18 protein-coding genes and 2 pseudogenes are annotated in these 24,222 nt (G+C 65.2%); 5 read left to right on the forward strand and 15 right to left on the reverse strand.

Going from position 1 to position 24,222, the window contains the following annotated elements:
- Positions 1-203 precede the first annotated feature (203 nt).
- Positions 204-1,580 carry a hypothetical protein gene (locus J7396_RS03140; protein WP_014089733.1) on the forward strand — a complete coding sequence of 459 codons (1,377 nt, stop codon included), beginning with the start codon at positions 204-206 and terminating at the stop codon, positions 1,578-1,580.
- A 421-nt stretch (positions 1,581-2,001) separates the two neighbouring features.
- Here J7396_RS03140 and J7396_RS03145 read toward each other — a convergent pair whose 3' ends face one another.
- Entirely contained in the window at positions 2,002-3,555 is a 1,554-nt protein-coding gene (locus tag J7396_RS03145; protein WP_008578263.1) for an alginate export family protein, read from the reverse strand.
- A gap of 300 nt (positions 3,556-3,855) precedes the next feature.
- On the opposite strand from J7396_RS03145, the gene J7396_RS03150 reads away from it, so the two are divergent.
- Entirely contained in the window at positions 3,856-4,218 is a 363-nt protein-coding gene (locus J7396_RS03150; RefSeq protein ID WP_008578264.1) for a PadR family transcriptional regulator, read from the forward strand.
- Entirely contained in the window at positions 4,215-5,132 is a 918-nt protein-coding gene (locus J7396_RS03155; RefSeq protein WP_014089737.1) for a sensor domain-containing protein, read from the forward strand. The genes J7396_RS03150 and J7396_RS03155 overlap by 4 nt, the downstream gene beginning before the upstream one ends.
- A gap of 128 nt (positions 5,133-5,260) precedes the next feature.
- Here J7396_RS03155 and J7396_RS03160 read toward each other — a convergent pair whose 3' ends face one another.
- Together J7396_RS03160 and J7396_RS03165 are read right to left on the reverse strand one after the other, a co-directional pair.
- On the reverse strand, positions 5,261-6,604 hold the full coding sequence (locus tag J7396_RS03160; RefSeq protein WP_008578266.1) for a polyhydroxyalkanoate depolymerase: 1,344 nt from the start codon (positions 6,602-6,604) through the stop codon (positions 5,261-5,263).
- Between the two features lie 266 nt (positions 6,605-6,870).
- Positions 6,871-7,473: a class I SAM-dependent methyltransferase gene (locus tag J7396_RS03165; RefSeq protein WP_031421839.1), complete on the reverse strand. Its 603-nt coding sequence runs from the start codon at positions 7,471-7,473 to the stop codon at positions 6,871-6,873.
- Positions 7,474-7,546: 73 nt separating this feature from the next.
- Here J7396_RS03165 and J7396_RS03170 point away from each other — a divergent pair, with 73 nt between their 5' ends.
- The gene (locus J7396_RS03170; RefSeq protein ID WP_209260946.1) at positions 7,547-7,993 is read left to right on the forward strand and encodes a CopD family protein; all 447 of its coding nucleotides are present in this window, start codon (positions 7,547-7,549) and stop codon (positions 7,991-7,993) included.
- Positions 7,994-8,197: 204 nt separating this feature from the next.
- Here the strand turns inward: J7396_RS03170 and J7396_RS03175 are convergent.
- From J7396_RS03175 to lpxD, 9 genes and pseudogenes are all read right to left on the reverse strand, one after another.
- Positions 8,198-8,712, reverse strand: a pseudogene (locus J7396_RS03175) (hypothetical protein).
- A gap of 24 nt (positions 8,713-8,736) precedes the next feature.
- Positions 8,737-9,491, reverse strand: a pseudogene (locus J7396_RS03180) (tetratricopeptide repeat protein).
- 57 nt (positions 9,492-9,548) lie between these two features.
- The gene (locus J7396_RS03185; protein WP_008578271.1) at positions 9,549-10,508 is read right to left on the reverse strand and encodes an acetyl-CoA carboxylase carboxyltransferase subunit alpha; all 960 of its coding nucleotides are present in this window, start codon (positions 10,506-10,508) and stop codon (positions 9,549-9,551) included.
- A gap of 153 nt (positions 10,509-10,661) precedes the next feature.
- Positions 10,662-14,252, reverse strand: a complete 3,591-nt coding sequence (gene dnaE / locus J7396_RS03190) for a DNA polymerase III subunit alpha (protein WP_008578273.1) — start codon at positions 14,250-14,252, stop codon at positions 10,662-10,664.
- Between the two features lie 223 nt (positions 14,253-14,475).
- Complete coding sequence (locus tag J7396_RS03195) at positions 14,476-15,213, reverse strand: ribonuclease HII (protein ID WP_051876393.1); 738 nt, start codon at positions 15,211-15,213, stop codon at positions 14,476-14,478.
- Positions 15,210-16,496 (reverse strand): lipid-A-disaccharide synthase, encoded by a 1,287-nt coding sequence (gene lpxB / locus J7396_RS03200; protein WP_014089745.1) that lies wholly within the window; start codon positions 16,494-16,496, stop codon positions 15,210-15,212. The genes J7396_RS03195 and lpxB overlap by 4 nt, the downstream gene beginning before the upstream one ends.
- Positions 16,497-16,525: 29 nt before the next feature.
- Entirely contained in the window at positions 16,526-17,317 is a 792-nt protein-coding gene (lpxA, locus tag J7396_RS03205) for an acyl-ACP--UDP-N-acetylglucosamine O-acyltransferase (protein WP_011346889.1), read from the reverse strand.
- Between the two features lie 25 nt (positions 17,318-17,342).
- Complete coding sequence (gene fabZ / locus J7396_RS03210; protein ID WP_003485378.1) at positions 17,343-17,801, reverse strand: 3-hydroxyacyl-ACP dehydratase FabZ; 459 nt, start codon at positions 17,799-17,801, stop codon at positions 17,343-17,345.
- Entirely contained in the window at positions 17,798-18,811 is a 1,014-nt protein-coding gene (gene lpxD, locus J7396_RS03215; RefSeq protein WP_014089746.1) for a UDP-3-O-(3-hydroxymyristoyl)glucosamine N-acyltransferase, read from the reverse strand. Before lpxD ends, fabZ begins: the two co-directional genes overlap by 4 nt.
- Positions 18,812-18,939: 128 nt before the next feature.
- Here lpxD and J7396_RS03220 point away from each other — a divergent pair, with 128 nt between their 5' ends.
- Complete coding sequence (locus tag J7396_RS03220; protein ID WP_005911715.1) at positions 18,940-19,131, forward strand: hypothetical protein; 192 nt, start codon at positions 18,940-18,942, stop codon at positions 19,129-19,131.
- Between the two features lie 76 nt (positions 19,132-19,207).
- Here J7396_RS03220 and bamA read toward each other — a convergent pair whose 3' ends face one another.
- From bamA to J7396_RS03235, 3 genes are all read right to left on the reverse strand, one after another.
- Positions 19,208-21,574 (reverse strand): outer membrane protein assembly factor BamA, encoded by a 2,367-nt coding sequence (bamA, locus tag J7396_RS03225; protein WP_008578281.1) that lies wholly within the window; start codon positions 21,572-21,574, stop codon positions 19,208-19,210.
- 83 nt (positions 21,575-21,657) lie between these two features.
- Positions 21,658-23,004: an RIP metalloprotease RseP gene (gene rseP, locus J7396_RS03230; protein WP_209260947.1), complete on the reverse strand. Its 1,347-nt coding sequence runs from the start codon at positions 23,002-23,004 to the stop codon at positions 21,658-21,660.
- A gap of 26 nt (positions 23,005-23,030) precedes the next feature.
- Positions 23,031-24,221: a 1-deoxy-D-xylulose-5-phosphate reductoisomerase gene (locus J7396_RS03235; RefSeq protein ID WP_209260948.1), complete on the reverse strand. Its 1,191-nt coding sequence runs from the start codon at positions 24,219-24,221 to the stop codon at positions 23,031-23,033.
- Position 24,222 lies beyond the last annotated feature (1 nt).

Raw genomic sequence — 24,222 nt, forward strand, 5'->3', positions numbered from 1 at the left:
GGTGGGGCGAGGTCTGCCAGCACCTGGATTCTTTCAACTACTTATTGAGACCACCGCCCATCGCCAGCGCGCGGTGTCATTGCCCAACGTTGCGCGGGCCGCCAGACACACGGTTGCCGATGGTCTGTAGCCCCAAGGCACGCGATGCGTCTATGCCCATCGCAGGCCTGCGCAGATGGCACTAAGATGCGCAGCTCCCAGGGATGGATCTTTCGCACGTGCTCGCCAAATTTCTCAAAGCCGCCTTGCTCGGTGTCTGCATCCTGATCGCAGCGGTGCTGGCGCTGTATACGGTCTCCAGGCATTGGCCGATTCCCGAATCGCAGCGTGAGGCGTTGGCGCAGCTGCGCCAGCCGCTTCCACCGTTGCGCGGGAGCAACATGTTCGGGGCGCTGTGGTCGTTGTCGTACGCGATTCCCGAGGCGCAGCGCGAGACAGTGCTGGCGCAAGACCTCGCGCGATTCAATCGGTTGCCGGAGCATGCGGCATTCCAAAGCGCCGCTGCAGGCTATCGGCGCTTGCCAGGTTGGCCATCCGGCGCGCCTGCGCTATGCATGGCCAGCGCTGGCGGATGCTTGCAGCGCGTGCGCGAACAACCGCAGGCCTATGCCGCTGCGCTGGCCGCACAGGCACCGATGCTGGCGCGGATGCGGGCGTTGGCGCAACACGCCGACTACCGCAGCCCGTTCCGTCCACGCGCCGATACGCCGTTGCCCGAACTGCCGCGCATGTCCTTGTCGATGACGGCCAGCGCCTTGGACTTTGTCCAGGGGCGCACCACCCAGGCCTTGTCCGGTGTCTGCACCGATGCGCAGGTGGCCCGTGTCCTGATGCGCAGTAGCGACAATCTGGCGATCACGATGATCGGCGCGGCGATGTTGCGCGGCAATGCGCACCTGTTTGCCGACATGCTGGCCGAATTGCCGGCGCAGCATCCGCTGCCCGCGCAATGCGCCGCTGCCTTTGCGCCGCTGCCGGTGGATGAGATCGCGCTGTGTCACGCATTGCACGGTGAATCGCGGATGGTGTTTGCGATGCTGCAGGAGGATGCGTTGACGCAAGGCAGCCAATCGTCCTGGCAAGACCGCTTCCCGTTACGGTTGCTGGACGACGAACGCACCCAGGCCTTGCTGGCGCCCACCTTTACCTGGGCCTGCAGCGCGCCGGTGCGGACCTTGCTGGCGCAGGATCGGCCGGTTCCGCAAACGCTGATCCCGCTGCCCCAGACCGCATCGGTGGCCTGCATCGCCAATGCAACCGGGTGTTTGCTGGCGAGCGTGTCGCATCCGGACTACGTCAACTATCAGCACAAGATGCAGGACACCGCCGCTGCATTGCGCGCGCTGTCGGCGCTGCAGTGGTTGCGCGACCATCCTGCGCCGACAACGCCGCTGGCGCAGCGGATCGCCGCGCTACCGCCTGCGTTGCGTGGACAGGTGCGCCCGCTAGGCGCCGGAAACGACGGCAAGAGTCTGACGCTTCGGCAGTACGCACGACCGGAGGGCGTGGCGGGCAATGATCGCTGGCCGTTGCCAGGCAGTGCGATCGCGGCCACACAGGCAGCCTCAGCGGCTCACTAAAACAAGACGCCTTCTGCGCTGCCAGGCGCAGCTCGCAGCGCTGGTGCAGGCGGTCTGCGCTTGCATGCGCAATGCTTGCATCCGCAGCGGCTGCCTGACGACCACCGACGAACAGCCGTTAAAACGGATCGAGCAGTCGCCAGGTGAGCTCGGAGGCGCGCATGTATTACCGTGCGTGCAATGCCGATGCGAAGCATCGGCCACGCTGCCTGGCATCTACGCAGTGGTGCGTTGGTTGCCTGAAGCGGCCGGAGTTTAGGACGACCTTACGCCTTGAATACAGCGCGCGCGTCTGTGTCTGCCTTGTTCGCTGTCATCGGCATGCCCGCACGTAAAAAACAACATGCCGCGTCCTTGCGGGACGCGGCATGTGATGATGCCACTGCCCATTGGGGATGCATGGCGCACCCAACGGCTGTGGTCAGAAGCGGAAGTTCAACCAGCCCATCACAAAGGTCGAATCGCCGTAGCCGGCCTTCTCCAACGCCGGCCCGGCCATCAGATGTTCGGCGCGGAAGGTCACCGACCAGTTCGGGTCGATGTTCCAGGTGGCGTTGATGCGCGGCATGGTGCCGATGCGGCGCTCGCCGGTGTTCTGGGTGCGTGCGTAGGCGCGTGCCTGGTTGTTGTAGATCGCATCGCTGGTGGTCTGGCGCCACAGCGTTTCCCACTCCAGGTTCACGGTGAGCTTGGAGGTCGGCGAAAACGTCAACGTCGGTGCAGCCGTGACCAGGTTTACCGGGCCGAAGAACGTGGCCCAGCTGAAGTAGATCGTGTTGCCGTACAGGAAGTTGTTGTTGCGCAACGTGCCGGTGCCGGAGGTGCCGCCGCCACCGGACGCGATTTCGCTATGGAAGCCCAGGCGCGGCTTCCAGCCCGATTCGCTCAGCGACCAGGCATTGGAGGTGCTGGCCATGTAGGCGCGCAGGTCGCGTCCACCGAAGCTGCCGCGCTGCACGGTCACGAACGAATCGGTGCGCAGCTTGCCCACATTGCCCCACAGGCGCAGGCCGTAGTAATTGCGGTTTTCTTCCGCGGTCTGGCGGCCCCACACCTGGTTGTCGTTGCGGAACTGATAGAAGAACGGCTCCAGGTACATCGGCTTGGCAGTCGCCAGGCGGTAGCCACCGACCACGCCGCGGAAGTGCCGCGAGCGGTCGATGCGATCATCGCCGAGGCCTTCGGTGCCATCGATGTTGAAATTGAAATCGAACAGGTCAACACGTGTCCTGTCGCCAATTGCCCAGGCGCGCGCGCCGTTGAAGGTCACGAAGATATCGGTGTTGTCGCGCAGCGCCATCAGCGTGGTCGGGCCATCGACGAACACCTGGCGGCCGACGCGCAAGCCGGTGTCGGCGCTGCCGATCCGGCCTTTCACGTCGAAGAACACCTGCTGCAGGATCGCGTTGTTTTCCTGGGTGCCGGTCTTGGTGCCTTCGTTGCGCCCGTCCAGGCTGCCATGCGCCAATTCCGTGTACAGACGGAAGTGCTCGCCTACATGGAAGTCGGCGCCGAAGAAGGCGCGCAGCAGATATTGCTGCTGCGAATGGCTGCCGGGAATCAGGCCCGGATTGGTGATGGTATTGCTGCGCACGCGCAACTCGTTGCTGAGCGACACGTACACATCGCCGTCGTCGTTGAGCGGAATGTACTTGAGCGGATCGAACGGACTCTTGCGCTTGGACGGGTCCTTCAGATACGACCAGTCTTCGGCCCAGCGCACCTGCCACATGTTGCCGCCTTGTTTGGCACCCCAACCCTGCGCTTCGAGCGGATAGCCCTTGGCGGTTGCCGGTGCGGCGGTGACCGGCGCTTTGGCCGGCTCGGCGACCGCCTGCTCGGCATTGGTCGGCGCCGGCTGCACCTGCGCCAGGCCAAGGCCCGGCAGCGCCAACCCGATCGCAAGGCACAGGCGCCGTGTGGCACCAAAGGAAGTATCAGCCATGGCCGGCTGCGCCAAGCGTGTCATTTGCATCGTATTCCCCGTCGAAAGTGAAAACCCCTAGGCGAAAGGTATCGGCAGGGGGGACACCGACTGTAGTAAAGCCGTGCCAGAAAGGCAGTAACCCAAAGGTTCTAAGCTCATGAACGCACTGGGTTTACGCAGGCGGGCGCGACATGGAAAGGGAATCGGGAATCGGGAATCGCAACGGCAGTGGCTGCTCCCCGTGCTCGCGCGATTCCCTATTCCCAATTCCCCATTCGCATGACTACCGGCACATTCACTATAGCTAGGTTCTACATAGCATTACCTTCAACCTAGCGGAGATGGCCGATGAGCGAGCCGGATATCCACCTACGCAAATTTCAGAAGGAACTGAGTGCGGGCACCGTGTCGTTGGCCTTGCTGGCCGTCCTGGCGCAGGCCGATGCACCGCTGTACGGCTACCTCATCGCCAAGCGGCTCGAGCGTCTGGAGGGCGTGCTCAGCGGCAAGCAGAGTGCCCTGTACCCGGTGCTGCGCAATCTGGAAGGGGCCGGGTTGCTGCACAGCCATGTCGAACCCTCGGCCTCCGGGCCGCCGCGGCGGTATTACCGCATCACCGACAGCGGGCGTGACTGCCTGCGCGACTGGACCGCCGCCTGGCGTGCCACCCGAGATTCCGTTGATTCCGTGCTGGAGGGGACCCACTCATGAACACAATTGCACAGGCCCACCCGTTGCCGACCACCATTGGCGATTATCTGCTGCAGCTGCGCCAGGCGCTGTCCGGGGCAGATCCGGCAATGATCCAGGACGCGCTGTACGACGCCGAAGAGTATCTGCGTTCCGAACTGGCAGAACAGCAAGGCAAGAGCGAGGCCGAGGTCATTGCCGGCGTGGCCAGCAGCTACGGCGCCCCGGAGGAAGTGGCAGAGATCTACCGCGAAACCGAAGTGACCGTGGCACGCGCACTGCGCCCCCCGGTGCCACCGCAGCGGGCATCGTGGATCGGCACGTTCTTCGGCGTGGCTGCCGACCCGCGCACCTATGGCGCATTGTTCTACATGCTGCTGTCACTGCTCACCGGGGTGTTCTATTTCACCTGGGTCGTGACCGGCGCCAGCCTGTCGGTGGGGATGCTGATCCTGATCATCGGCGTGCCGCTGCTGGTGTTGTTCTTCGGCTCGGTGCGGGTGTTGTCGCTGGTGGAAGGCCGCGTGGTCGAGACGTTGCTGGGTGTGCGCATGCCGCGTCGCCCGCAACACCCGGGCCTGCAAGGCGGTTGGCTGCAGCGCATCGGCGCGATGTTCACCGACGCGCGGACCTGGAGCACGATGCTGTACTTCCTGCTGATGCTGCCGCTGGGCATTGTGTATTTCACCGTGTTTTGCACGCTGCTATCGCTGTCGTTGGGCCTGGCCGCTTCACCGATCGCGGCGTTGTTCGACAAGGTCGCTGTGCTGACCTGGGATGGCGTGGACATCACCAGCGCCTGGCTGACGCTGCCGTTGTTCGCGGTGGGCGTGCTGTTGTTGTTCGTTACGCTGCATCTGGCACGCGCGTTCGGCAAGCTGCACGGCATGTTCGCCAAGCAACTGCTGGTCAGGAGCGGAGAGGCGGCTGCGTGATGCGACTGGCCTAGATGTCAGCGTGCGCAGGTCGATGGTGCTGCTTGCCGCTGGCATGACGCGCTGTGGCGGTTGCACGCAGATCGAGATGAAAATCCCCGGCATTGCCGGGGATTTTCTTGGGTAACTCAGGCGCGTTTGCCGCGCTTGCGGATCGGGGTCACGGTGGCCAGGTCGCGGCTACCGACCGGATCCGCATCGTAGCGCGCGATGAATTCGCGCACCTGCGGATACACCACCTCGCGCCAGCGGCGGCCGCTGAAAATGCCGTAATGACCGGCGCCTTCCACGACCAGGTGACGACGATGCGCCGCATCGATGCCGGTGCACAGATCGTGCACCGCCTCGGTCTGGCCGAGGCCGGCGATGTCGTCCAGTTCGCCTTCGATGCTCAGCAGCGCGGTATTGCGGATCGCCGATGGCTTGACCAGTTGGCCGTCCACTTTCCACTTGCCCTGGGGCAGCAAAAACTCCTGAAACACCACGCGGATGGTGTCCAGGTAATACTCGGCCGGCATGTCGAGCACGGCGTTGTATTCGTCGTAGAACTGCCGGTGCGCTTGCGCATCCTGCAGGTCGCCCTTGACCAGGTCGGTGTAGAAATCCCAGTGCGACATCACGTGCCGGTTGGGGTTCATCGACAGGAAGCCGGCGTGCTGCAGGAAGCCCGGATACACCTGGCGGCCATGGCCCGGATACGGGAACGGCACCGTGTGGATCAGGTTGTTCTGGAACCACTCGATGCCGTTTTCCGTGGCCAGGTTGTTGACCTGGGTGGGGCTACGACGCGCATCGATCGGACCGCCCATCATCACCAGCGAGCGCGGGGTGGGCTCGTCGTTGCTGGCCATCAGCGACACTGCCGCCAGCACCGGCACGGTGGGCTGGCACACGCTCACCACATGCAGGCGCTCGGCGCCGATGTGGCGGATGAACTCTTGGATATAGGTGATGTAGTCCTCGAGCCGGAACGCGCCGGCCTCCAGCGGCACCATGCGCGCATCCACCCAATCGGTCACGTAGACCTTGTGGTTGCGCAGCAGGGTGCGCACGGTGTCGCGCAGCAACGTGGCGTGGTGGCCGGACAACGGCGCAACCACCAGCACGGCGGGCTGCTCCTTCATCTTGCCGATCAGTTCGACGTGGTCGCTGAAACGCTTGAAGCGCAGTAACCGGCAGAACGGCTTGCTCAGCACTTCGCGTTCGATGATCGGCAGCGAATGGCCGTCGACCTCGACATCGTCGAGCGCCCAGGCCGGCTTTTCGTATTCCTTGCCCAGACGGTGGAACAGCTCGTTGCTGGCGGCCATACGCTCGGCGCCCGGGAGCGAGGCCCACAGGCTGTCGGGGTCGGAAAACATCTTGGCGTTCGCCTGGGCCTGATGCACCCAGGGGGCTAGCAGATTGCGGGTCAGCTCATGCAGTTGATAAAGCATTCCACCCATCCGTGCGGTTTTGCTGCCGCGCAGCATACCGGTTTTGGCGCATTTGCACCTTAATGGGGCTGCGGACGGTTGAGGCTGTCACGGCTTTGTGGCAGCGATTTCTGGAAGGCAAACGCCTTGCCTGCAGGGCGCGACGACAGGCCCCGCGCACCACCTGACGCGTACCTTGAGCGCCCCGCCGCAAGCGCGGGCAGGGCGCGGAGCGGGGGAGAAGGTGCTGGGCGATCGACGCAGCGATGGCTCCAGGCGACGCGATACCCCCACGCGCTGCTCGCTGGCAGCCACCATCCCGCTCAGCCGCGCTCCAGCGCCGATGCCTGGTCAGCCAGCTGCGGCGACAGCCAGCAGTGCGACCCCAGCGCAGCGAAGCCCACGCTGGCGAAGCGCTTGCGATACCAGCGCGCCGGTCGCGCCTGGAAACCGTCGTGATCGCCCTCGAACGCATCTTCTTCGGCGAAGGCTTCCAGAAACGCCACGCCTGCGCACATCTCGGCCAATCCAGGCAGGCCCTGGTTGAATTCGCGGGTGGGCACGTAATGCAGCACGTCCGAGCAGATCAGCAAGTCCACCGGTGCGCACGGGCGCAACCAGGCGAAGTCGCCGAAGCGGGCGGGGTGGATCTGGCGGCTGCGGCCATAACGCTGCACCGCATAGGCGCTGCTGTCGAAACCCAGATAGCTCAGCTTCGGCCGCAACGCCAACAACGGCGCGCGCCACGCGGCCTCGCCGCAGCCGACGTCGAGCACGCTGCGGATCGGTCGTTCCAGGTAGTACTCGGCCTGTGCGACGGCGAGTGCGACCTTGCGTCGCAGGCGCGCGGGATCGGCCAGGCCGGCATCGCGATACCAGCGGCGGAAATAGTGGGCGTCGTATTGTTTGGAGGCGGACTGCTGCATGGGCTTGGCTGCTTTCGCGCGCGCGGATAGGTGAAAATGCGGGCCATCCTACGCGAGCCAGCGGAGCCAGCGCATGACCCTGTATTTGTGGATCAAGACCTTCCATCTGTTGTTCGTGATCGCCTGGATGGCCGCGGTGTTCTACCTGCCGCGCATTCTGGTCAACATCGCCGAAGCCGGCAGCGACACCGCGGTGCGCGCGCGCCTGGTGTTGATGGGGCGGCGGCTCTACACATTCGGTCACAGCATGCTCGGTCTGGCGCTGCTGCTGGGCGCGGTGCTATGGCAGGGCTACCGGGTCATTCCGGATTTCCCGACGATGGTCGCTGGCGGCTGGTTGCACGCCAAGCTGTTTGCCGTGGCCTTGATTCTGGCCCACTACATCGTGTCCGGCTGCTGGGTCAAAGGCGCCGAACAGGGGCGTGCAGTGCCCAGCGGGCGGGCCTTGCGCTGGTTCAATGAAGCACCGGTGATCCTGCTGGTCGGCGTGATCTGGCTGGTGCTGGCCAAGCCGTTCTGAGCGCATTGCGCACCGCATCTACGCACGCCCGACGGCTTCGGCGCGCAGGTGCCCACAGCTGCCACTGCTAAAAATGCGGGGCATTCCGGTGTCCCACCGCGAATGCCTGCGGTGCTTCATGATGGGACGGCCAGTGACGTCGCGATGTGCGCACCGGGGCAAGGGTCGATGAATCCGGCAGGCCGCGCTAGGGCGCATATGAATTCATGCGCCGGTCGGGTGTGGCTTGAGCAGCATCTCCAGATACCGTTTCTGGTGTCCGGCAAATCCCTTTTTGCCGTACAGCGCGTGAATTTTGCCGAAGGCAGCGCAGGCACGTGCCTCATCGCCGAGCTGCAGCATCGCCTCGCCTTCGGTCATCAGCACAAGATGATCGGTGTGGTCTGGGTCGTCGTACATCAGCGCCATCACCTCGATCCATCGATGCACGTTTTCCTGATCGTGCAGGTCGGCGTAATCCTTGACGAAACTTGCAGACAGGCTTTGCGGGTAATAGTCCCAGTTCGCCTTGGGTTCGGGGATCAGCGCCCACGCCTGTAATCCCAGGGCGAGCGATTCCGCCAGGGCGCCGCTGCGAAACCGCTGTGTGGATTGCTCCAGCAGATGATCGATCTCGGCTTTCAGAACTGCCTCGATTTCAGGCTTCCTTTGCACGTTGATGGCCTTGATCAGGTGCCGAGCGATTCGTTGCCGAGCGATTCAATGCATGTGACCTGCAGCTGCGAGCGTCTTGTCGGCGGCCCTCAGGCGCTGGTGTCCAGCTCGCGCAGGCCCTTGCGTGCCAGGTCGACCCAGGCGCGTTGCTCGCGTTGGTAATGCTTGGGCGAGGCGGCGGCGTGACGCAGCACCTGTTCGTACACCGCCCTGGCCTGGTCATTGCGTGCGATGCGCTGCAGCAGTTGTGCATAGCGCACGCGCGCTTCTTCGCCCGGATAGCCTTGGGCCAGCGTTTCGTACTCGTGCAGCGCAGCCTCGGTGTCGCCGCTGCCTTCGACCGCGCGTGCATACAGCAGATGCCCGTCATGCGAGCGGAAGCTGGGGTTGGCCGCGATCAAGGCATCCAGGGTCTGCCGCGTCTGCTGTGGCTGGCCCAGCCCGAACTGGGCCTTGGCCAGACCGAGCATCAGGTGCGGATCATCGCGATACAAGCCGCGCAACGCGCCCTGGTAATGCTCGGCGGCCTGGGCGTAATCGCCGCGCGCCAGCAAGGTCTCTGCGAGCTGGCGGCGATTTTCCGGAGTGTCGGCCACATCCAGCCGGCGCGAGGCATCGCGCTGTTCGCGTTGCGGATCCAGGGTGCTGCGCACGCGCTTGAGGCGACGGCGTGCATTGGGGTCGTTGCGCAGATCGGGGATGACCGCCACGCACACATAGACCAGCACCGCCAGCAGCGAAAACGCCAGCAGCAGAAGATCCAGTACAGGGGCCGCCCGCTGCGCACGACGTGGACGCAGCAGGCGGCTTGCAGCAGCAGCGAGATCAGCAGGAGCGGAGACATGCGGGTGTGGCGTCCTTTCCATGGCCGCGCGCTGGGCGCGGCCGGCCATCGTGCGAATCAATGCCCTTCGTAGGCACCATAGCTGCGCAGGCGCTCGTAGCGCTGCTGCAGCAACGCATCCACTGGAATCTTTTCCAGCGCGTCCAGCTCGTTGAGCAGCACCGCTTTCAGGCGCTTGCCCATCTGTTCGGGATTGCGATGCGCACCGCCGGTGGGTTCACGGATCACCTTGTCGACCAGGCCCAGGCCCTTCAGGCGCTTGGCGGTCAGGCCGAGCTGTTCGGCGGCGTCCTTGGCCTTGGCCGCGTCCTTCCACAGGATCGAGGCGCAGCCTTCCGGCGAAATCACCGAATAGGTGCCGTATTCCAGCATCAGGGTGCGGTCGCCCACACCGATGGCCAGCGCGCCGCCGGAGCCGCCTTCGCCGATGACGGTGCAGATCACCGGAATTTTCAGCTCGGCCATTTCCAGCAGGTTGCGCGCGATCGCCTCGCTCTGGCCGCGCTCTTCGGCGCCGATGCCAGGGTAGGCGCCGGGGGTGTCGATGAAGGTCAGCAGCGGCAGGCGGAAGCGCTCGGCCAGCTTCATCAGGCGCAAGGCCTTGCGGTAGCCCTCCGGGCGCGGCATACCGAAGTTGCGCGCCACCTTGGTCTTGGTGTCGCGGCCCTTCTGGTGGCCGATGATCACCACCGGGCGCCCGTCGATGCGGCCCAGGCCACCGACGATGGCCTTGTCGTCGGCATAGGCGCGGTCGCCGGCCAACTCCTGGAATTCGTCGCAGATGGTGTCGATGTAGTCCAGCGTGTACGGGCGCTGCGGATGACGCGCCAGCTGCGAGACCTGCCAGGCCGACAGATCGCGGAAGATCTGCGCGGTGCGCACGCGCAGCTTGTCGCGCAGCGCCCGCACCTCGGTCTCCACGTTGACCGCAGGCCCGGTACTGGCCTTGCGCAGTTCCTGGATCTTTGCTTCCAGATCGGCGATGGGTTGCTCGAAGTCGAGGTAGTTAGGATTCATGCAATGTCGTCGTCAACGTAAGGCGGGGAGTGTAGCTGAAGCGGTGTGGCTGGCCCGTACGGGGGCGTTGGGAGCGGAATCGGGAATGGAGAATCGGGAATCAGAGCAAGGTATCCGGGGCGCCCCGCTGTTGCGATTCCCGATTCCCGATTCTCACGCCCACGGCGGGCTGTACTTGATCTTCACCGTCCGCACCGCCGGGTCTGCGCGCAGGCCGTCCATCAGCTGCTGGTCGATGCGCACCGAGTGGTTGCCGTTGAGGTCGAGCATGCCGGCCACGCCGCCGCTGGGCGCGCGTAGCAGCAAGTCCAGGCGCAGGGGCGTCTTGCCGGGGCGGTGCTTGGCCAGCAGGGCGTCGATGCGCTTGAAGGCCTGCTTTTCGCGCAGGTCCAGGCGCAGCGACAGCCGCTGCGCGTGGTCGGCGCAGATCTGCTCGTAGTCCCAGCACTGGCGGATGCGCAGGCTGTAGCCGCCGTTGAATTCGTCCTCGCGCAGGCCGCCCTTGACGATCAGGATGCGGTCGCGGGTGAGCAGGTGGCCGAATTCGGCCATCGCATCGGAAAACGCGCTGCATTCGACCCGGCCGCGGCCGTCTTCGAGCTGCACGAACACCTGGCTGTCGCCCTTGCGGCGTACGCCGACCACCTGGCCGGCCAGGATCGCGCTCACTTCCGGCCGCCAGGCGCGTTTTTCGCCATCGCCACCGCCCCCACCGCCGCCACGTTGTTGCGAGGCCAGGATCTTTTCCAGCGCACCCAGGTCGCAGCCAACCAGCTCGCGCACTTCTTCGCGGTGCGGGTCGAACGGGTGGCCGCTGAGATAGAAGCCCAGCGTTTCGCGCTCGCCGGTGAGCAGCTGGCCCAACGGCCATTCCTTGCTTTCGGGCAGGTCCAGGCGCATTGCCGGGGCGCTCGGGTCCGGCCCGCCGAACAGCGAGTTCTGCCCGGAGGCGCGTTCACGCGCCATCTGCTCGGTGGCCTTCATCACCTCGGGCAGCTGCAGCATCAGCGAGGCGCGGTTCTTGCCCAGCCCATCCATCGCGCCGGCATTGATCATCGCTTCCAGCGTGCGCCGGTTGAGCTTTGCGGTGCCCACGCGCGTGCAGAAATCCAGCAGCGTGGTGTAAGGGCCGCCGCGCTGGCGTTCTTCGACGATCGCCTCGCAGGCGCCCTGGCCGACGCCCTTGATCGCGCCCAGGCCGTACTGGATGGTGTCCGGGCTGGCGGCCTCGAACATGTAGGCCGATTCGTTGACGCGCGGCGGCTTGACGGTGAGGCCGAGGTTGCGCACTTCATCGAGAAAGCCGACCACCTTGTCGGTGTTGTCCATGTCAGAGGACAGCGTGGCGGCCATGAATTCGGCCGGGTAATGCCGTTTCAGCCACGCGGTCTGGTAGCTGACCAACGCGTAGGCGGCGGCGTGCGACTTGTTGAAGCCGTAGCCGGCGAACTTCTCCATCAGGTCGAAGATTTCGTCGGCCTTGGCTGCGCTCACGCCGCCCTTGGCCGCACCTTCGCGGAAGATTTCGCGGTGCTTGGCCATTTCGGCCGGCACCTTCTTGCCCATCGCGCGACGCAGCAGGTCGGCGCCGCCCAGCGAATAGTCGCCGACGATCTGCGCCATCTGCATCACCTGCTCCTGATACACCATGATGCCGTAGGTGTCTTTCAGGATGACTTCGGTGCGCGGATCGGGGTAGACGATCTCCTGCTGGCCGTGCTTGCGCGCGTTGAAGTCCGGGATCAGGTCCATCGGGCCGGGGCGGTACAGCGACACCAGCGCGATCAGGTCCTCGAAGCGGTCCGGGCGCGCGTCCTTGAGCAGGCGGCGCATGCCCGAGGATTCGAACTGGAACACCGCACCGGTATTGCCCGAGGCGAACACGCCCTTGTAGGTGGGCACGTCGTCGAGCGGAATGGCGGTGATGTCCACCGGGTCGATGCCGGCGCGCGCGTGGCGCACGTTGATCGCCTTGACCGCCCAATCGATGATGGTCAGCGTGCGCAGGCCGAGGAAGTCGAACTTCACCAGTCCCACCGCTTCGACGTCGTCCTTGTCGAACTGGGTCACCGGGTTCTTGCCGCGGCCATCTTCGTCGTGTTCGGCGAACAGCGGGCAGAACTCGGAGAGTGGATCGGGGGCGATCACCACGCCGCCGGCGTGCTTGCCGGCGTTGCGGGTGAGGTCTTCGAGCTGGCGCGCCAGGTCCATCAGGTCGCGCACGTCGTCTTCGACCTGGTAGCGCTGGATCAGGTCCGGCGAGGCCATCTCCGAGTCCTTGCCTTCGCCCATCGCGTCCTTGAGCGTGATGCCCAGGATGTTGGGGATCAGCTTGGCCACGCTGTCCACCAGCCCATACGAGAAGCCCAGCACGCGCCCGGCATCGCGCACCACCGCCTTGGCGGCCATGGTGCCGTAGGTGATGATCTGGCTGACGCGTTCGCGGCCGTATTTGCGCGCCACGTAGTCGATGACTTCGTCGCGGCGGTCCATGCAGAAGTCGATGTCGAAGTCGGGCATCGACACGCGCTCTGGATTCAAAAAGCGCTCGAACAGCAGGTTGTAGGGCAGTGGGTCCAGGTCGGTGATCTGCAGCGCCCAGGCCACCAGCGAGCCGGCACCGGAACCGCGGCCCGGGCCGATCGGAATGCCCTGGTTTTTGCCCCACTGGATGAAGTCGGCCACGATCAGGAAGTAGCCGGGAAAGCCCATCTTGATGATGGTGTCCAGCTCGAATTCGAGCCGGTCCACATAGTCCTGGCGGGTCTTGCCCGGCGCGATCGGGTTCTTTTCCAGGCGTGCGGCCAGACCCTGTCGCGACTGGCTGCGGATCCAGCTGTCCAGCGTCTCGTCTTCCGGCACCGGGTAGGCGGGCAGGAAGTAGGTGCCCAGGCGCATCTCGATGTTGCAGCGCTGCGCCAGCGCGTGGGTGTTGTCGATGGCGTCGGGGATGTCGGCGAACAGCGCCGCCATCTCCTCGCTGGACTTCATGTACTGCTGGTCGCTGTACTCGCGCGGGCGCTTGGGGTCGTCGAGCACGCGGCCGGAGGAAATGCAGACGCGCGCTTCGTGCGCATTGAAGTCGCTGGCGTACAAAAAACGCACGTCGTTGCTGGCCACTACCGGCAGCCCGCGCACGCCCGCGGCGTGCAGGGCGAACTGGTTGAAGCGTTCTTCGCCCTCGCGCCCGGTGCGGGTCAGTTCCAGGTGCAGGCCATCGCCGAACACGCGCTGCCAGTCGGCCAGCTGTTGCTCGGCCAGGTCCGCGCGGCCCTCGTTGAACAGGCGCCCGGCCAGGCTGTCGCGGCCGGCCAGCGCAAACAGGTTGGCGTGCCCGGCCTGCAGCCATTCCGGATGGATCGCCACGCCGCCTTCGGGGCGGTGGCCTTCCATCCAGGCGCGGGTGAGCAGTCGCGACAGGCTCAGGTAGCCCTCGCGGTCGCGGCACAGCAGGGTCATGCGCCAGGGCGTCATGTCCGGGGTGGCGATCATCACATCGGCGCCGGCGATCGGCTTGATGCCCACGCCTTCGGCCGCCTTGTAGAACTTGACCAGCGCGAACAGGTTGTTGAGGTCGGTGACCGCCAGCGCGGGCATGTCGAGTTCGACTGCCCGGCTCAGCAGGTTGGCCTGCTTGGCCTTTTTCGGGTCAGCCTGATCCGGTTTCTCGGGCACACGGATGGTGGAATCCGCCAGCGAGAACTCGGTGTGGACGTGCAGATGGACGAAGCGGGAAGTGGACATGCGGGACCGGAATAATGCGCGGTCAGGGTACCGGCGGGGGCGGGGGCGAACAAGGCTTGACAGCTAGGGGCGGGACCGGGGACCTGCCAGGCTTGAGGAGCCGGGACCCGGCACCGGGGACCTGGGAAAGCAAAGCGGGAAGACGTGTCGGGACGCCACTCGTCGTTTCCTGGCTGTTGCTGTGCTGTTGCTTTTCCGAGTCCCGGGTCCCGGGTCCCGACCTCTAAAGCGGCACCACCAACCGGCCCACCTGCAGCTGTTCCGGGTCCCGGGTCCCGGGCCCCGGGTTGCGGCCTTCCAGCGCCAGGCGCACCGGCGCAAAGCTGCGCCGGTGCTGGGGGCATGGCCCGTGGGTTTGCAACGCGGCCAGATGCACCGGCGTGCTGTAGCCCTTGTGCTGATCGAAGCGATATTCCGGGTGCCGCGTGTGCAGTTCGTGCATCAGCCGGTCGCGCGTCACCTTGGCCACGATCGAGGCGGCCATGATGGCGCGGTCCAGCGCGTCGCCACCGATCAATGCCTCGGCCGGGCAGGGCAGGCCTTTGGGCACACGGTTGCCATCGATGCGCGCGAACCCGGCCACATGCGCCACGCCTTCCACCGCGCGCCGCATGCCGAGCATGGTCGCTTGGTAGATATTGATGCGGTCGATCTCTTCGCTGTGGATCAACACCACCGACCACGCCAGCGCCCGGTCGACGATGCGCGCATACAGCTGCTCGCGCCGCTCGGCCGTGAGCTGCTTGGAATCGTCCAGCCCATTGATGCGTGGTTTGCCGGGGTCGAACACCACGGCCGCCACGGCCACCGGACCGGCCAGCGGGCCGCGGCCAGCTTCGTCGACGCCGGCGATCAAACGCCGGGATTCGACATTCGGGATTTGGGATTGGTCAAACAAGGGCGACTGGCGCGCCTCAGCGTCGGCGCTATCGGCTTGGGTGCCTAAAGCAATGATTTTCATGCCTTCGCTCCTGCCGAATCCCCAATCCCGACCTCCGAATCCCTGCCTTCCAGCAGCCCGGCCACCGCATCCGCTGCCCGCGCCGACGCGTCGCGGCGCAACTGTGCATGCAGGGCCAGGTAGCGCGGTTGCAGGGCGGCGACCTTGTCGGGGTGTTTGAACCAGTCCAGCAGTGCCACGCACAGGCGCTCGGGGGTGCAGTCGTCCTGCATCAGTTCCGGCGCCAGGTCGTCATTGGCCAGGATATTGGGCAGGGCGTAGCGGTTGACCTTGAGCAGGCCCAGCAGCTTGACGATGCGGTAGGTGAGCGGTGCGACCTTGTAGCCCACCACCATCGGGCGCTTGACCAGCATCGCTTCCAGCGTGGCGGTGCCGGAGGCCAGCAGCACCACGTCGGCGGCCAGCATCGCAGTGCGTGCCTGGCCGTCGAGCAGGTGCGAGCGCATCACCGGCAGCGACGAGCGTGAGAGCTGCTCGGCCAGCAGTTGCTTGCAGCCCGGATTGGCGGCCGGTACCAGCACGTGCAGGTTGGGCAGGTGCTCGGACACCAGCCAGGCGGCCTGGAAAAAGGTGTCGCCGAGCCGGCTGATTTCGCCGTGCCGGCTGCCCGGCAACACTGCCAGGACGGTGCTGGAGGCGGACAGGCCCAGCGTTGCGCGCGCCGCCGCGCGGTCGGCCTGGTAGGCGATATCGTCGGCCATCGGGTGGCCGACAAAACGGGCGTCCACGCCATGCCTGGCGTAGATCGGCGGTTCCATCGGAAACAGGCACAGCACCAGATCGGCGCTGACGCCGATTTTTTCGGCACGCTTCTCGCGCCACGCCCACACCGACGGGCTGACGTAGTGCACGGTCTTGATCCCGCGCTGCTTGAGCCAGCGTTCCACCGGGAGGTTGAAATCCGGCGCGTCGATGCCGATGAACACGTCCGGCTTCCACGCCAGCACCCGCTCGCGGAACGCGCTGCGCAGCTTGAGCAGGCGCGGCAAATGCCGCAGCACCTCGGTCAGGCCCATCACCGCCAGCTCGCTGGCATCGAACCAGGTCTGGCAACCGACCCCACGCATCGCATCGCCACCGATGCCGACGAATTCGGCATTCGGATAGCGCAGCCGCAGCTGCTCGATCAGTCCCGCGCCCAGGATGTCGCCAGAGGCCTCGCCAGCGATCAGCGCGATGCGGGGAGGGCGCGCATGCGCGCCGGGAATGGGGAGTGGGGAATGGGGAATCGGCAGCGCAGTCGGGTCGCTGCCGACCGACGCGCCGTTGCGCTGACCGTCCACGATTCCCGACTCCCGATTCCCGATTCCCTTCATCGTAACAACGGCCGTTCTGCCGCTTCGATGAACTCGAGCATGCCGCGCACATCCTCGCTGCTCTTGGCCTGTTCGGCCAGCTGCAGCTTGGCATCGGCCAGCGGCAGGCCGGCCACGTACAGCGTACGGTAGGCGCGCTTGATCGCGGTGATGCGTTCGGCGTCGAAACCGCGACGCTTGAGCCCTTCGCTATTGATGCCGCGCGGACGCCCCAGCGAGTCGCTGCCCACCATGGTGAACGGCGGGACGTCGCCATTGGTCAGCGCGCCCATGCCCAGGAAGGCATGCGCGCCGATGCGGCAAAACTGATGCGCGCCGGCAAAGCCGCTGATGATTACGTAGTCGCCCACGGTGACGTGGCCGGCGAGCGTGGTGTTGTTGGAAAACACGCAGTGGTTGCCTACATGGCAGTCGTGCGCCACGTGCGTATAGGCCAGCATCCAGTTGTCGTTGCCGACCACGGTGACGCCGCCGCCGCCGCCGGTGCCGCGATTGATGGTGACGAATTCGCGGATCACGTTGCCGTCGCCGATCACCAGTTCGGTGCGCTCGCCAGCGTACTTCTTGTCCTGCGGTTCGCCGCCGATCGCGGCGTGGCCGATGAAGCGGTTGTTGCGACCGATCCGGGTCGGGCCGTGGATCGAGCAATGTGGCCCCACCTCGGTGCCCGCCCCGATCTGCACATCGGCGCCGATCAACGAGAAGGCGCCGACGCGGACGTCGTCTGCCAGCGTTGCCGATGGATCGATGACCGCCGTCGGATGAATCAAAGGTGTTGAATCGCGCATCGTGTCTTACTCCGAAAGCGGGTGATTACCTGGCGCCGGCGCACATCACCTCGGCACTGGCCACCACTTCGCCATCGACCTTGGCTTCGCCGTAGAAGCATCCCACGTTGCGGATCAGGCGCTTCATCTGCACTTCCATGATCAATACGTCACCCGGGACCACCTGCTTGTTGAAGCGGGCCTTGTCCACCTTGACCATATAGAACAGCTGCGACAAGGCATCGCGGCCCAGACCGAGCTGGGTCATCACGCCGCCGACCTGCGCCAGCGCCTCGATGATCAGCACGCCAGGCATCACCGGGCGGTTCGGAAAATGGCCCTGGAAGAACGGCTCGTTGATGCTGACGTTCTTCTGCGCCACGATCCACTTGGTTTCAAGATCGAGTTCGAGGATGCGGTCGACCAGCAGAAACGGGTAACGGTGCGGGAGCAGCGTCTGGATTTGACTGACGTCGATCGGCAGTTCGTAAACGTGGTGGCTCATTCTTTCTCCTTGCCCACAGCCAGGATGCGCCTAGCGAGCACATCAAGCTGCTTGAAGCGCGCGGCGTTTTTGCGCCACGTGCGATTGTCGGTGAGAGGGGTGCCGGACGAGTACTCGCCCGGCTCATGGATGGAATTACGCACGACAGACTTGCCGGTGATCACCACCTTGTCGCAGATCTCCAGGTGGCCGACCACGCCGACATGCCCGCCCAGCAGGCAATAACGGCCGATCTTGGCGCTACCGGCAATGCCGGTGCAGCCAGCGATCGCACTGTGCGCGCCGATGCGGCAGTTGTGCGCGATCTGCACCAGGTTGTCCACGCGCACGTCTTCTTCCAGCACGGTGTCTTCCAGCGCACCGCGGTCGATGCAGGTATTGGCACCGATTTCGCAGTCGTCGCCGATCACCACACCGCCGAGCTGGGGCACCTTGATCCAGTGCCCGGCATCCATGGCCAGGCCGAAGCCGTCGGCGCCGATCACCGCGCCGGGATGGATGCGCACGCGCTTGCCCAACCGCACGCGCGTGACCAGGGTGACGCGGGCGAGCAGTTCGCTGCCCTCGTCCACCACGCAGTCCTCGCCGATGATGCTGCCGGTGCCGATCACGCAGCCATCGCCCACGCGGCTACGCGCACCGATGCTGACGAACGGACCGACATGGGCGGTGGCCGAGACCTGGGCGGTCGGGTCGATCACCGCAGAGGCATGGATGCCCGGTTCGCGCACCGGTGCCACGTCGAACAGCGCGGCGATCTTGGCGAATGCGGTATACGGATCCTTGGCGACCAGCACGGTGCCCTTGGCGGCGTCGGCATCGTCGGCACGCAGCACCACGACGGCGGCCTGGGTGTCGGCCAGTTGCGGACGATAGCGCGGGTTGGACAGAAAACTCAGCTGGCCTGCGCCGGCATGGGCCAGGGTGGCGACGCCGCTGACTTCGGTGGTGCCGTCACCGACGACGGTCAACCCGAATTGTTCGGCAATCGCACTGGCGGTCAATCGCATCAGGGTAAACCTCGCGTAAACGGTAAGTGGCTGGTTTAACAGGGGGAAAACGTCGCCAAAAGTTGGCTAAACAGTCGAGCGTATTGCTTGCCGGGCCGCAACGATGCGGCGAACCCAGGAAGAAACATATGAAAACTGTTCTCTCCATTTTCGGTAGCGTGATCCTGCTGGGCGCAGTCACCAGTGCATCGGCCGACGATTTCGCGCAGCAGCGCACCAACGCGCTGAGCTTCTGGGACCAGCAGGTGCAATGCGTGGACGCATCCGATTGGGGCGCCACCGCCACCTGCCTGGGCAATGTCTGGAACAACTACTTCTAAAGCTGTTTCATACCAGGGTGTTCAAACAACAATGGCGGCCCGGGCGTCCGGGCCGCCATTGTTTCGCGTGCCAATCTTAGAACTGGCCGCCGAAGGTGAACTGCAGACGCTCGATCTCGTCGTTGTCTTCCTTCTTCAGCGGGAATGCATAGCTGATCGAAATGGGGCCGACAGGCGCGCGCCACAACAGCGCCACACCGGTAGAGGCGCGCAACTCGTTGGCCTTGAAGTTGTCCACCCCGTTGTACACGTTGCCGAAGTCGACGAATGCCGAAACGCGCGCCGACGGGCTGTCGAACAGCTTGGGGAAATACATTTCCACCGAGCCCACCGTCTTGAACGAGCCACCCAGCGGCTGGCCACGGGTAAAGCCATTGATCGCTTCCGAGCGCGGGCCCAGGGTGTTGTCTTCGAAGCCACGGACCGAATTGGTGCCGCCGGCGTAGAAGTTCTCGTAGAACGGCAGGCCGGTGGCGGTGACCGTGCGGGTGCTGCCATCCGGGTTGGTCAGCACGCGGGTGCTGTCCTTCCCGTAACTGTCGCCGTAGCCCAGTTCGAAGCGCGTGTTCAACACCAGCGCCGGAATGATCGGCCAGTAGTTGGAGATCTGGTAATTGAGCTTGTAGTACTCGACCGTGGAGCCGGGCAGGGTGGTCTCCAGGCCCACGCGTTGGTACATGCCGCGGGTCGGCATGAAGAAGTCGTTGCGGGTGTCGCGTGCCCAGCCCAGCTCCGTGCGCCAGGCATGGAAGGTGCGCGTGCCGATCGCATTGATGTAGTCGATGATCGCCTGCGGTGTGGTGCCCGCGAAGGTCGTGATCTGGTTGCTGTCGATACCCACCATCGCCGAGACGGTGTCGTTTTCGGTGATCGGCACGCCGAACACCACCTGCGCCGAACCATTCTTGCTGTTGAACTGTGCGGTATTGAAGTCCGAGTAATCCAGCGCGCGCCAGGACAGGTTGTAGCCCAGCGATACGCCGTCGTCGGTAAAGAACGGATTGGTGTAGGAGAACGCGTAGCGTTGCTGGTAGCTGCTGCGCGAAGCCTCCACTGCCACGCGGTTACCGCCACCCAGGAAGTTGTTCTGCGACAACTGCACCGAGGTGGTCACACCGAAGCTCTGCGAGTAGCCCAGGCCGAACACGAAGCTGCCGGAGGTGGTCTCCTTGACGTTGTAGACCACGTCGACCTGGTCGTTGCTGCCGGGCACCGCGGGCGTTTCCACGTCCACGCTTTCGAAGTAGCCCAACCGCTGCAGACGGATCTTGGAACGGTCGATCGCCGCCTGCGAATACCAGGTGTTTTCGAACTGGCGCATTTCGCGGCGCAAGACCTCGTCGGAGGTGCGGCTGTTGCCCTTGTAGAGGATGCGGCGCACTGTCACGCGCGGGCCGGGCACCACCTGCAGGTTCACTGCCACGGTGCGGTCTTCGCGGTTCGGCGTCGGGATCGGGTTGACCTTGGCGAACGCGTAGCCGACGTTGCTCAGCGTGTTGGTGATCGCATCGGAGGTGTACTCCAGCAATGCACGCGAGAAGATGTCGCCGGCCTTGGGGATCACCAGGCGCTCGATGTCGGCCTGCGGCAGCACGGTGTCGCCGGTCACCTTGATTTCGGAAATCTTGTACTGCTCGCCCTCGGTGACGCCGGCGCTGATGAACATATCGCGCTTGTCGGGGCTGATCGAGACCTGGGTGGAGTCGATGCTGAAGTCGACATAGCCGCGGTCCAGGTACCAGGAGTTGAGCTTTTCCAGGTCGCCGGACATCTTTTCCTTGGAGTACTGGTCGTCGCGGCGGTACCACGAGGCCCAGTTGTGCTCCTTGGATTCCCAGTTGTCCAGGATGTCCTCGTTGGCGAACTTTTCCGTACCGATCAGGTTGACGTGGCGGATCTTGGCCGCCTTGCCTTCCTTGATCGCGATGGCCACGTCGACGCGGTTACGGTCCAGCGGGCTCACCGTCGGGGTGATTTCCACGTTGTACTTGCCGCGGTTGTTGTACTGGCGGGTCAGTTCCTGGGTCACGCGGTCCAGGCTCAGGCGATCGAAGGTGCCGCCCTCGGACAGGCCGATGTCACCCAGGCCCTTGAGCAGTTCCTCGGACTTGATGTCCTTGTTGCCGGTCACGGTGAGCTTGTTGATCGCCGGGCGCTCCTTGACCGTGATCACCAGGATGTTGCCCTGGCGATCCAGCTGCACGTCCTCGAAGAAGCCGGTGCGGTAGAGCGCACGGATCGCGTCGGCCACCTTGGCATCGTCCACGGTGTCGCCGCGGTTCACCGGCAGATAGGTGAATACGGTGCCGGAGGCGATGCGCTGCAGGCCGTCGACGCGGATGTCGCTGGCAACGAACGGCTCGACGGCCAGAGCAACGGCCGGCAGGCTGAGGCCGGCGGCAAGAGCGAGGGCAAGCAGGCGGCGAGTGGGAAGACGCGTCATGTCACATCCGGTTGGAGTCGTATTCGGGTGTTGCTGGATGCCGGCGTATGACGACGACAACAGGCGGAAAGAGTGGAGCAGCTTCATCGTGGAACCAGGCCGAGGATGTCGTTGTAGAACGCCAGTCCCATCAACCCGGCCAGGACCGCCAGGCCGACGTATTGTCCGGCAATCATGGCCCGTTCGCTGATCGGGCTGCCCTTGATCAACTCGATAAGGTAATACAGCAGATGCCCACCGTCCAAGATCGGGATGGGCATCAGGTTGATGATCGCAAGGCTGAGCGACAGCAATCCGAGGAAATACAGGAACCAGTCGAGCCCGCGTTCGGCCGAGGCGTTGGCGGCACGCGCAATGGTGACCGGGCCGGAGATGTTCTTGACCGAGGCCTGGCCGGTCAGCATGCGCTTCATCATGCCCAGCGAGTCGGCGGTCATCCGACCGGTTTCGCGGATCGCAGCCGGCACGGCGGCGAACAGCCCGTACTGCTGGCGGCTGTCGTATTCCGGAGCCGGCGCGGCGGCCGGACGCACGCCGATCATCCATTGGCCCTGCGGCGACTTGCGCGGGGCAATTTCCAGCGCCAGCCGGTCTTCGCCGCGCGCCACCTCGATCATGCCCGGCCCACCGTGGGCGCCCAATGCCTGCACTTGCGGAATGATGTCTTCGGCCGAGCGGATTGGCTGGCCGTCGATGGCCATGATGCGGTCGCCCGGCTTGAGCAGGCCATCGGCCACCGAGCCCTTCACCACTTCGGCAATCACCGGTGGCTGCAGCATGAACTGCCAGCCGATGCCGGCCAGTGCGGCCACGCGGCGTTCGTCGAAACCGAGCGGCAGCTGCGACAAGCGCAAGGTGTGCTCACTGCTGCCCGCAGTGTCAGAGGTGGTCAGGACGCGGACATCGCGCCTGTCCATTGCCGCAGTGGTGAGCTGCATGCTGGCATCGCTCCAGCTGCTCACGCTGCGACCGTCGATGCGCACGATGCGCTCGCCCGGGCCCAGCCCGGCCTCGGCGGCCAGGCCATCGGCCCGACCAATGGTTGCCGAATAATCCTGCTTGCCTACCACGAACATCGCCCACAGCATCGCCATGCACAGCAACAGGTTGGCAATTGGACCGGCTGCGACGATCGCGATGCGCTGCCACACGGTCTTGCGATTGAAGGCTTGGTCCTGCTCGGCCGGATGCACGTCGCCTTCGCGCTCGTCGAGCATTTTGACGTAGCCGCCCAGCGGAATCGCGGCAACCACGAACTCGGTGCCGTGGCGGTCGCGGCGCATCCACAGCGGTTTGCCGAAGCCCACCGAAAAGCGCAGCACCTTGACGCCGCAGCGCCGCGCCACCCAGAAATGCCCGAATTCGTGAAAGGTCACCAACACGCCCAGGCTGACGATCATCCACCAGACCGAACCGATGAAATCACCCATGTGTGCAACTCGCGTGCGTGGAACGATCAGGCATGAAGGGCGTGGTGGGCGAGGGCGCGTTCAGTGATTTGCCGAGCTTGCGCATCGGCAAAAAGCAGGGTGTCGAGGGAATCGGCACTGTGCCGCGGGAGCGTTGTCAGTGTGTGTTCGACCAACGCAGGGATCGCTAGGAAACCCACCTGGCCCTGAAGAAAGGCTGAAACAGCCACTTCATTGGCCGCGTTCAGGATTGCCGGGGCGGTGCCGCCGGCCCGTAACGCTTCCCAGGCCAGGCGCAGACATGGGAACGCGGCGGTGTCGGGGGCCTCGAAATCCAGCCGGCCCTGGCGAAGCAGGTCCAGCCCGCCGACGCCGGAGTCGACCCGCTCCGGCCAGGCCAAGCCCACCGCCAGGGTGGTACGCATGTCCGGCAGGCCAAGCTGGGCAAGCGTGGAGCCGTCGACGAATTCCACCAGCGAATGCACCAGGCTCTGCGGATGCACCAGCACATCGATCTGCTCGCCCGGCAGTCCGAACAGGTGATGCGCCTCGATGACTTCCAGGCCCTTGTTCATCAGGGTTGCCGAATCCACCGAGATCTTCGGGCCCATCGACCACTTGGGATGCGCCACTGCCTGCGCGGGCGTGACTGCGGCAAGTGCCGCGCGGTCGCGGCCGCGGAACGGGCCACCGGAGGCAGTCAGGATGACCCGGCGCACGCCGCGGCTGGCGTCGCAGGAGCGCAGGCACTGGAAGATGGCGCTGTGTTCGCTGTCGATCGGAATGATTTCAGCGCCGGCAGCGGCTGCGGTGCGGGTCAGCAGCTCGCCAGCCAGCACCAGCGATTCCTTGTTGGCCAGCAACAGACGCTTGCCGGCGCGCGCTGCCGCCAGCGTAGACGGCAGCCCGGCCGCACCCACGATCGCCGCCACCACGGTGTCGCACACATCGCCGCTCGCCAGTGCGTCCAACGCCTCGGCGCCGGCGTGCGCCTGGGTCGCCAGGCCCAGCGCGCGCAGGCCATCGCGCAGCGCGGGATACAGCGCTGCATCGGCAATCACCGCATGCGCAGGCCGGTGGGTGGCGCACAGCGCCAGCAGCTCATCGACCTTGCTGCCGGCCGACAGCACGCTGGCGCGCAGCCGCTCGGGGTGACGCGCGATCACGTCCAGTGCCGATGCACCGATCGAGCCGGTGGCGCCGAACACGGCGACCTGACGGAGAGAGGAGCCAGCCATG

Origin of the sequence: Xanthomonas sp. A1809 (assembly GCF_017746015.1) — a bacterium.
GTDB lineage: Bacteria > Pseudomonadota > Gammaproteobacteria > Xanthomonadales > Xanthomonadaceae > Xanthomonas > Xanthomonas euvesicatoria.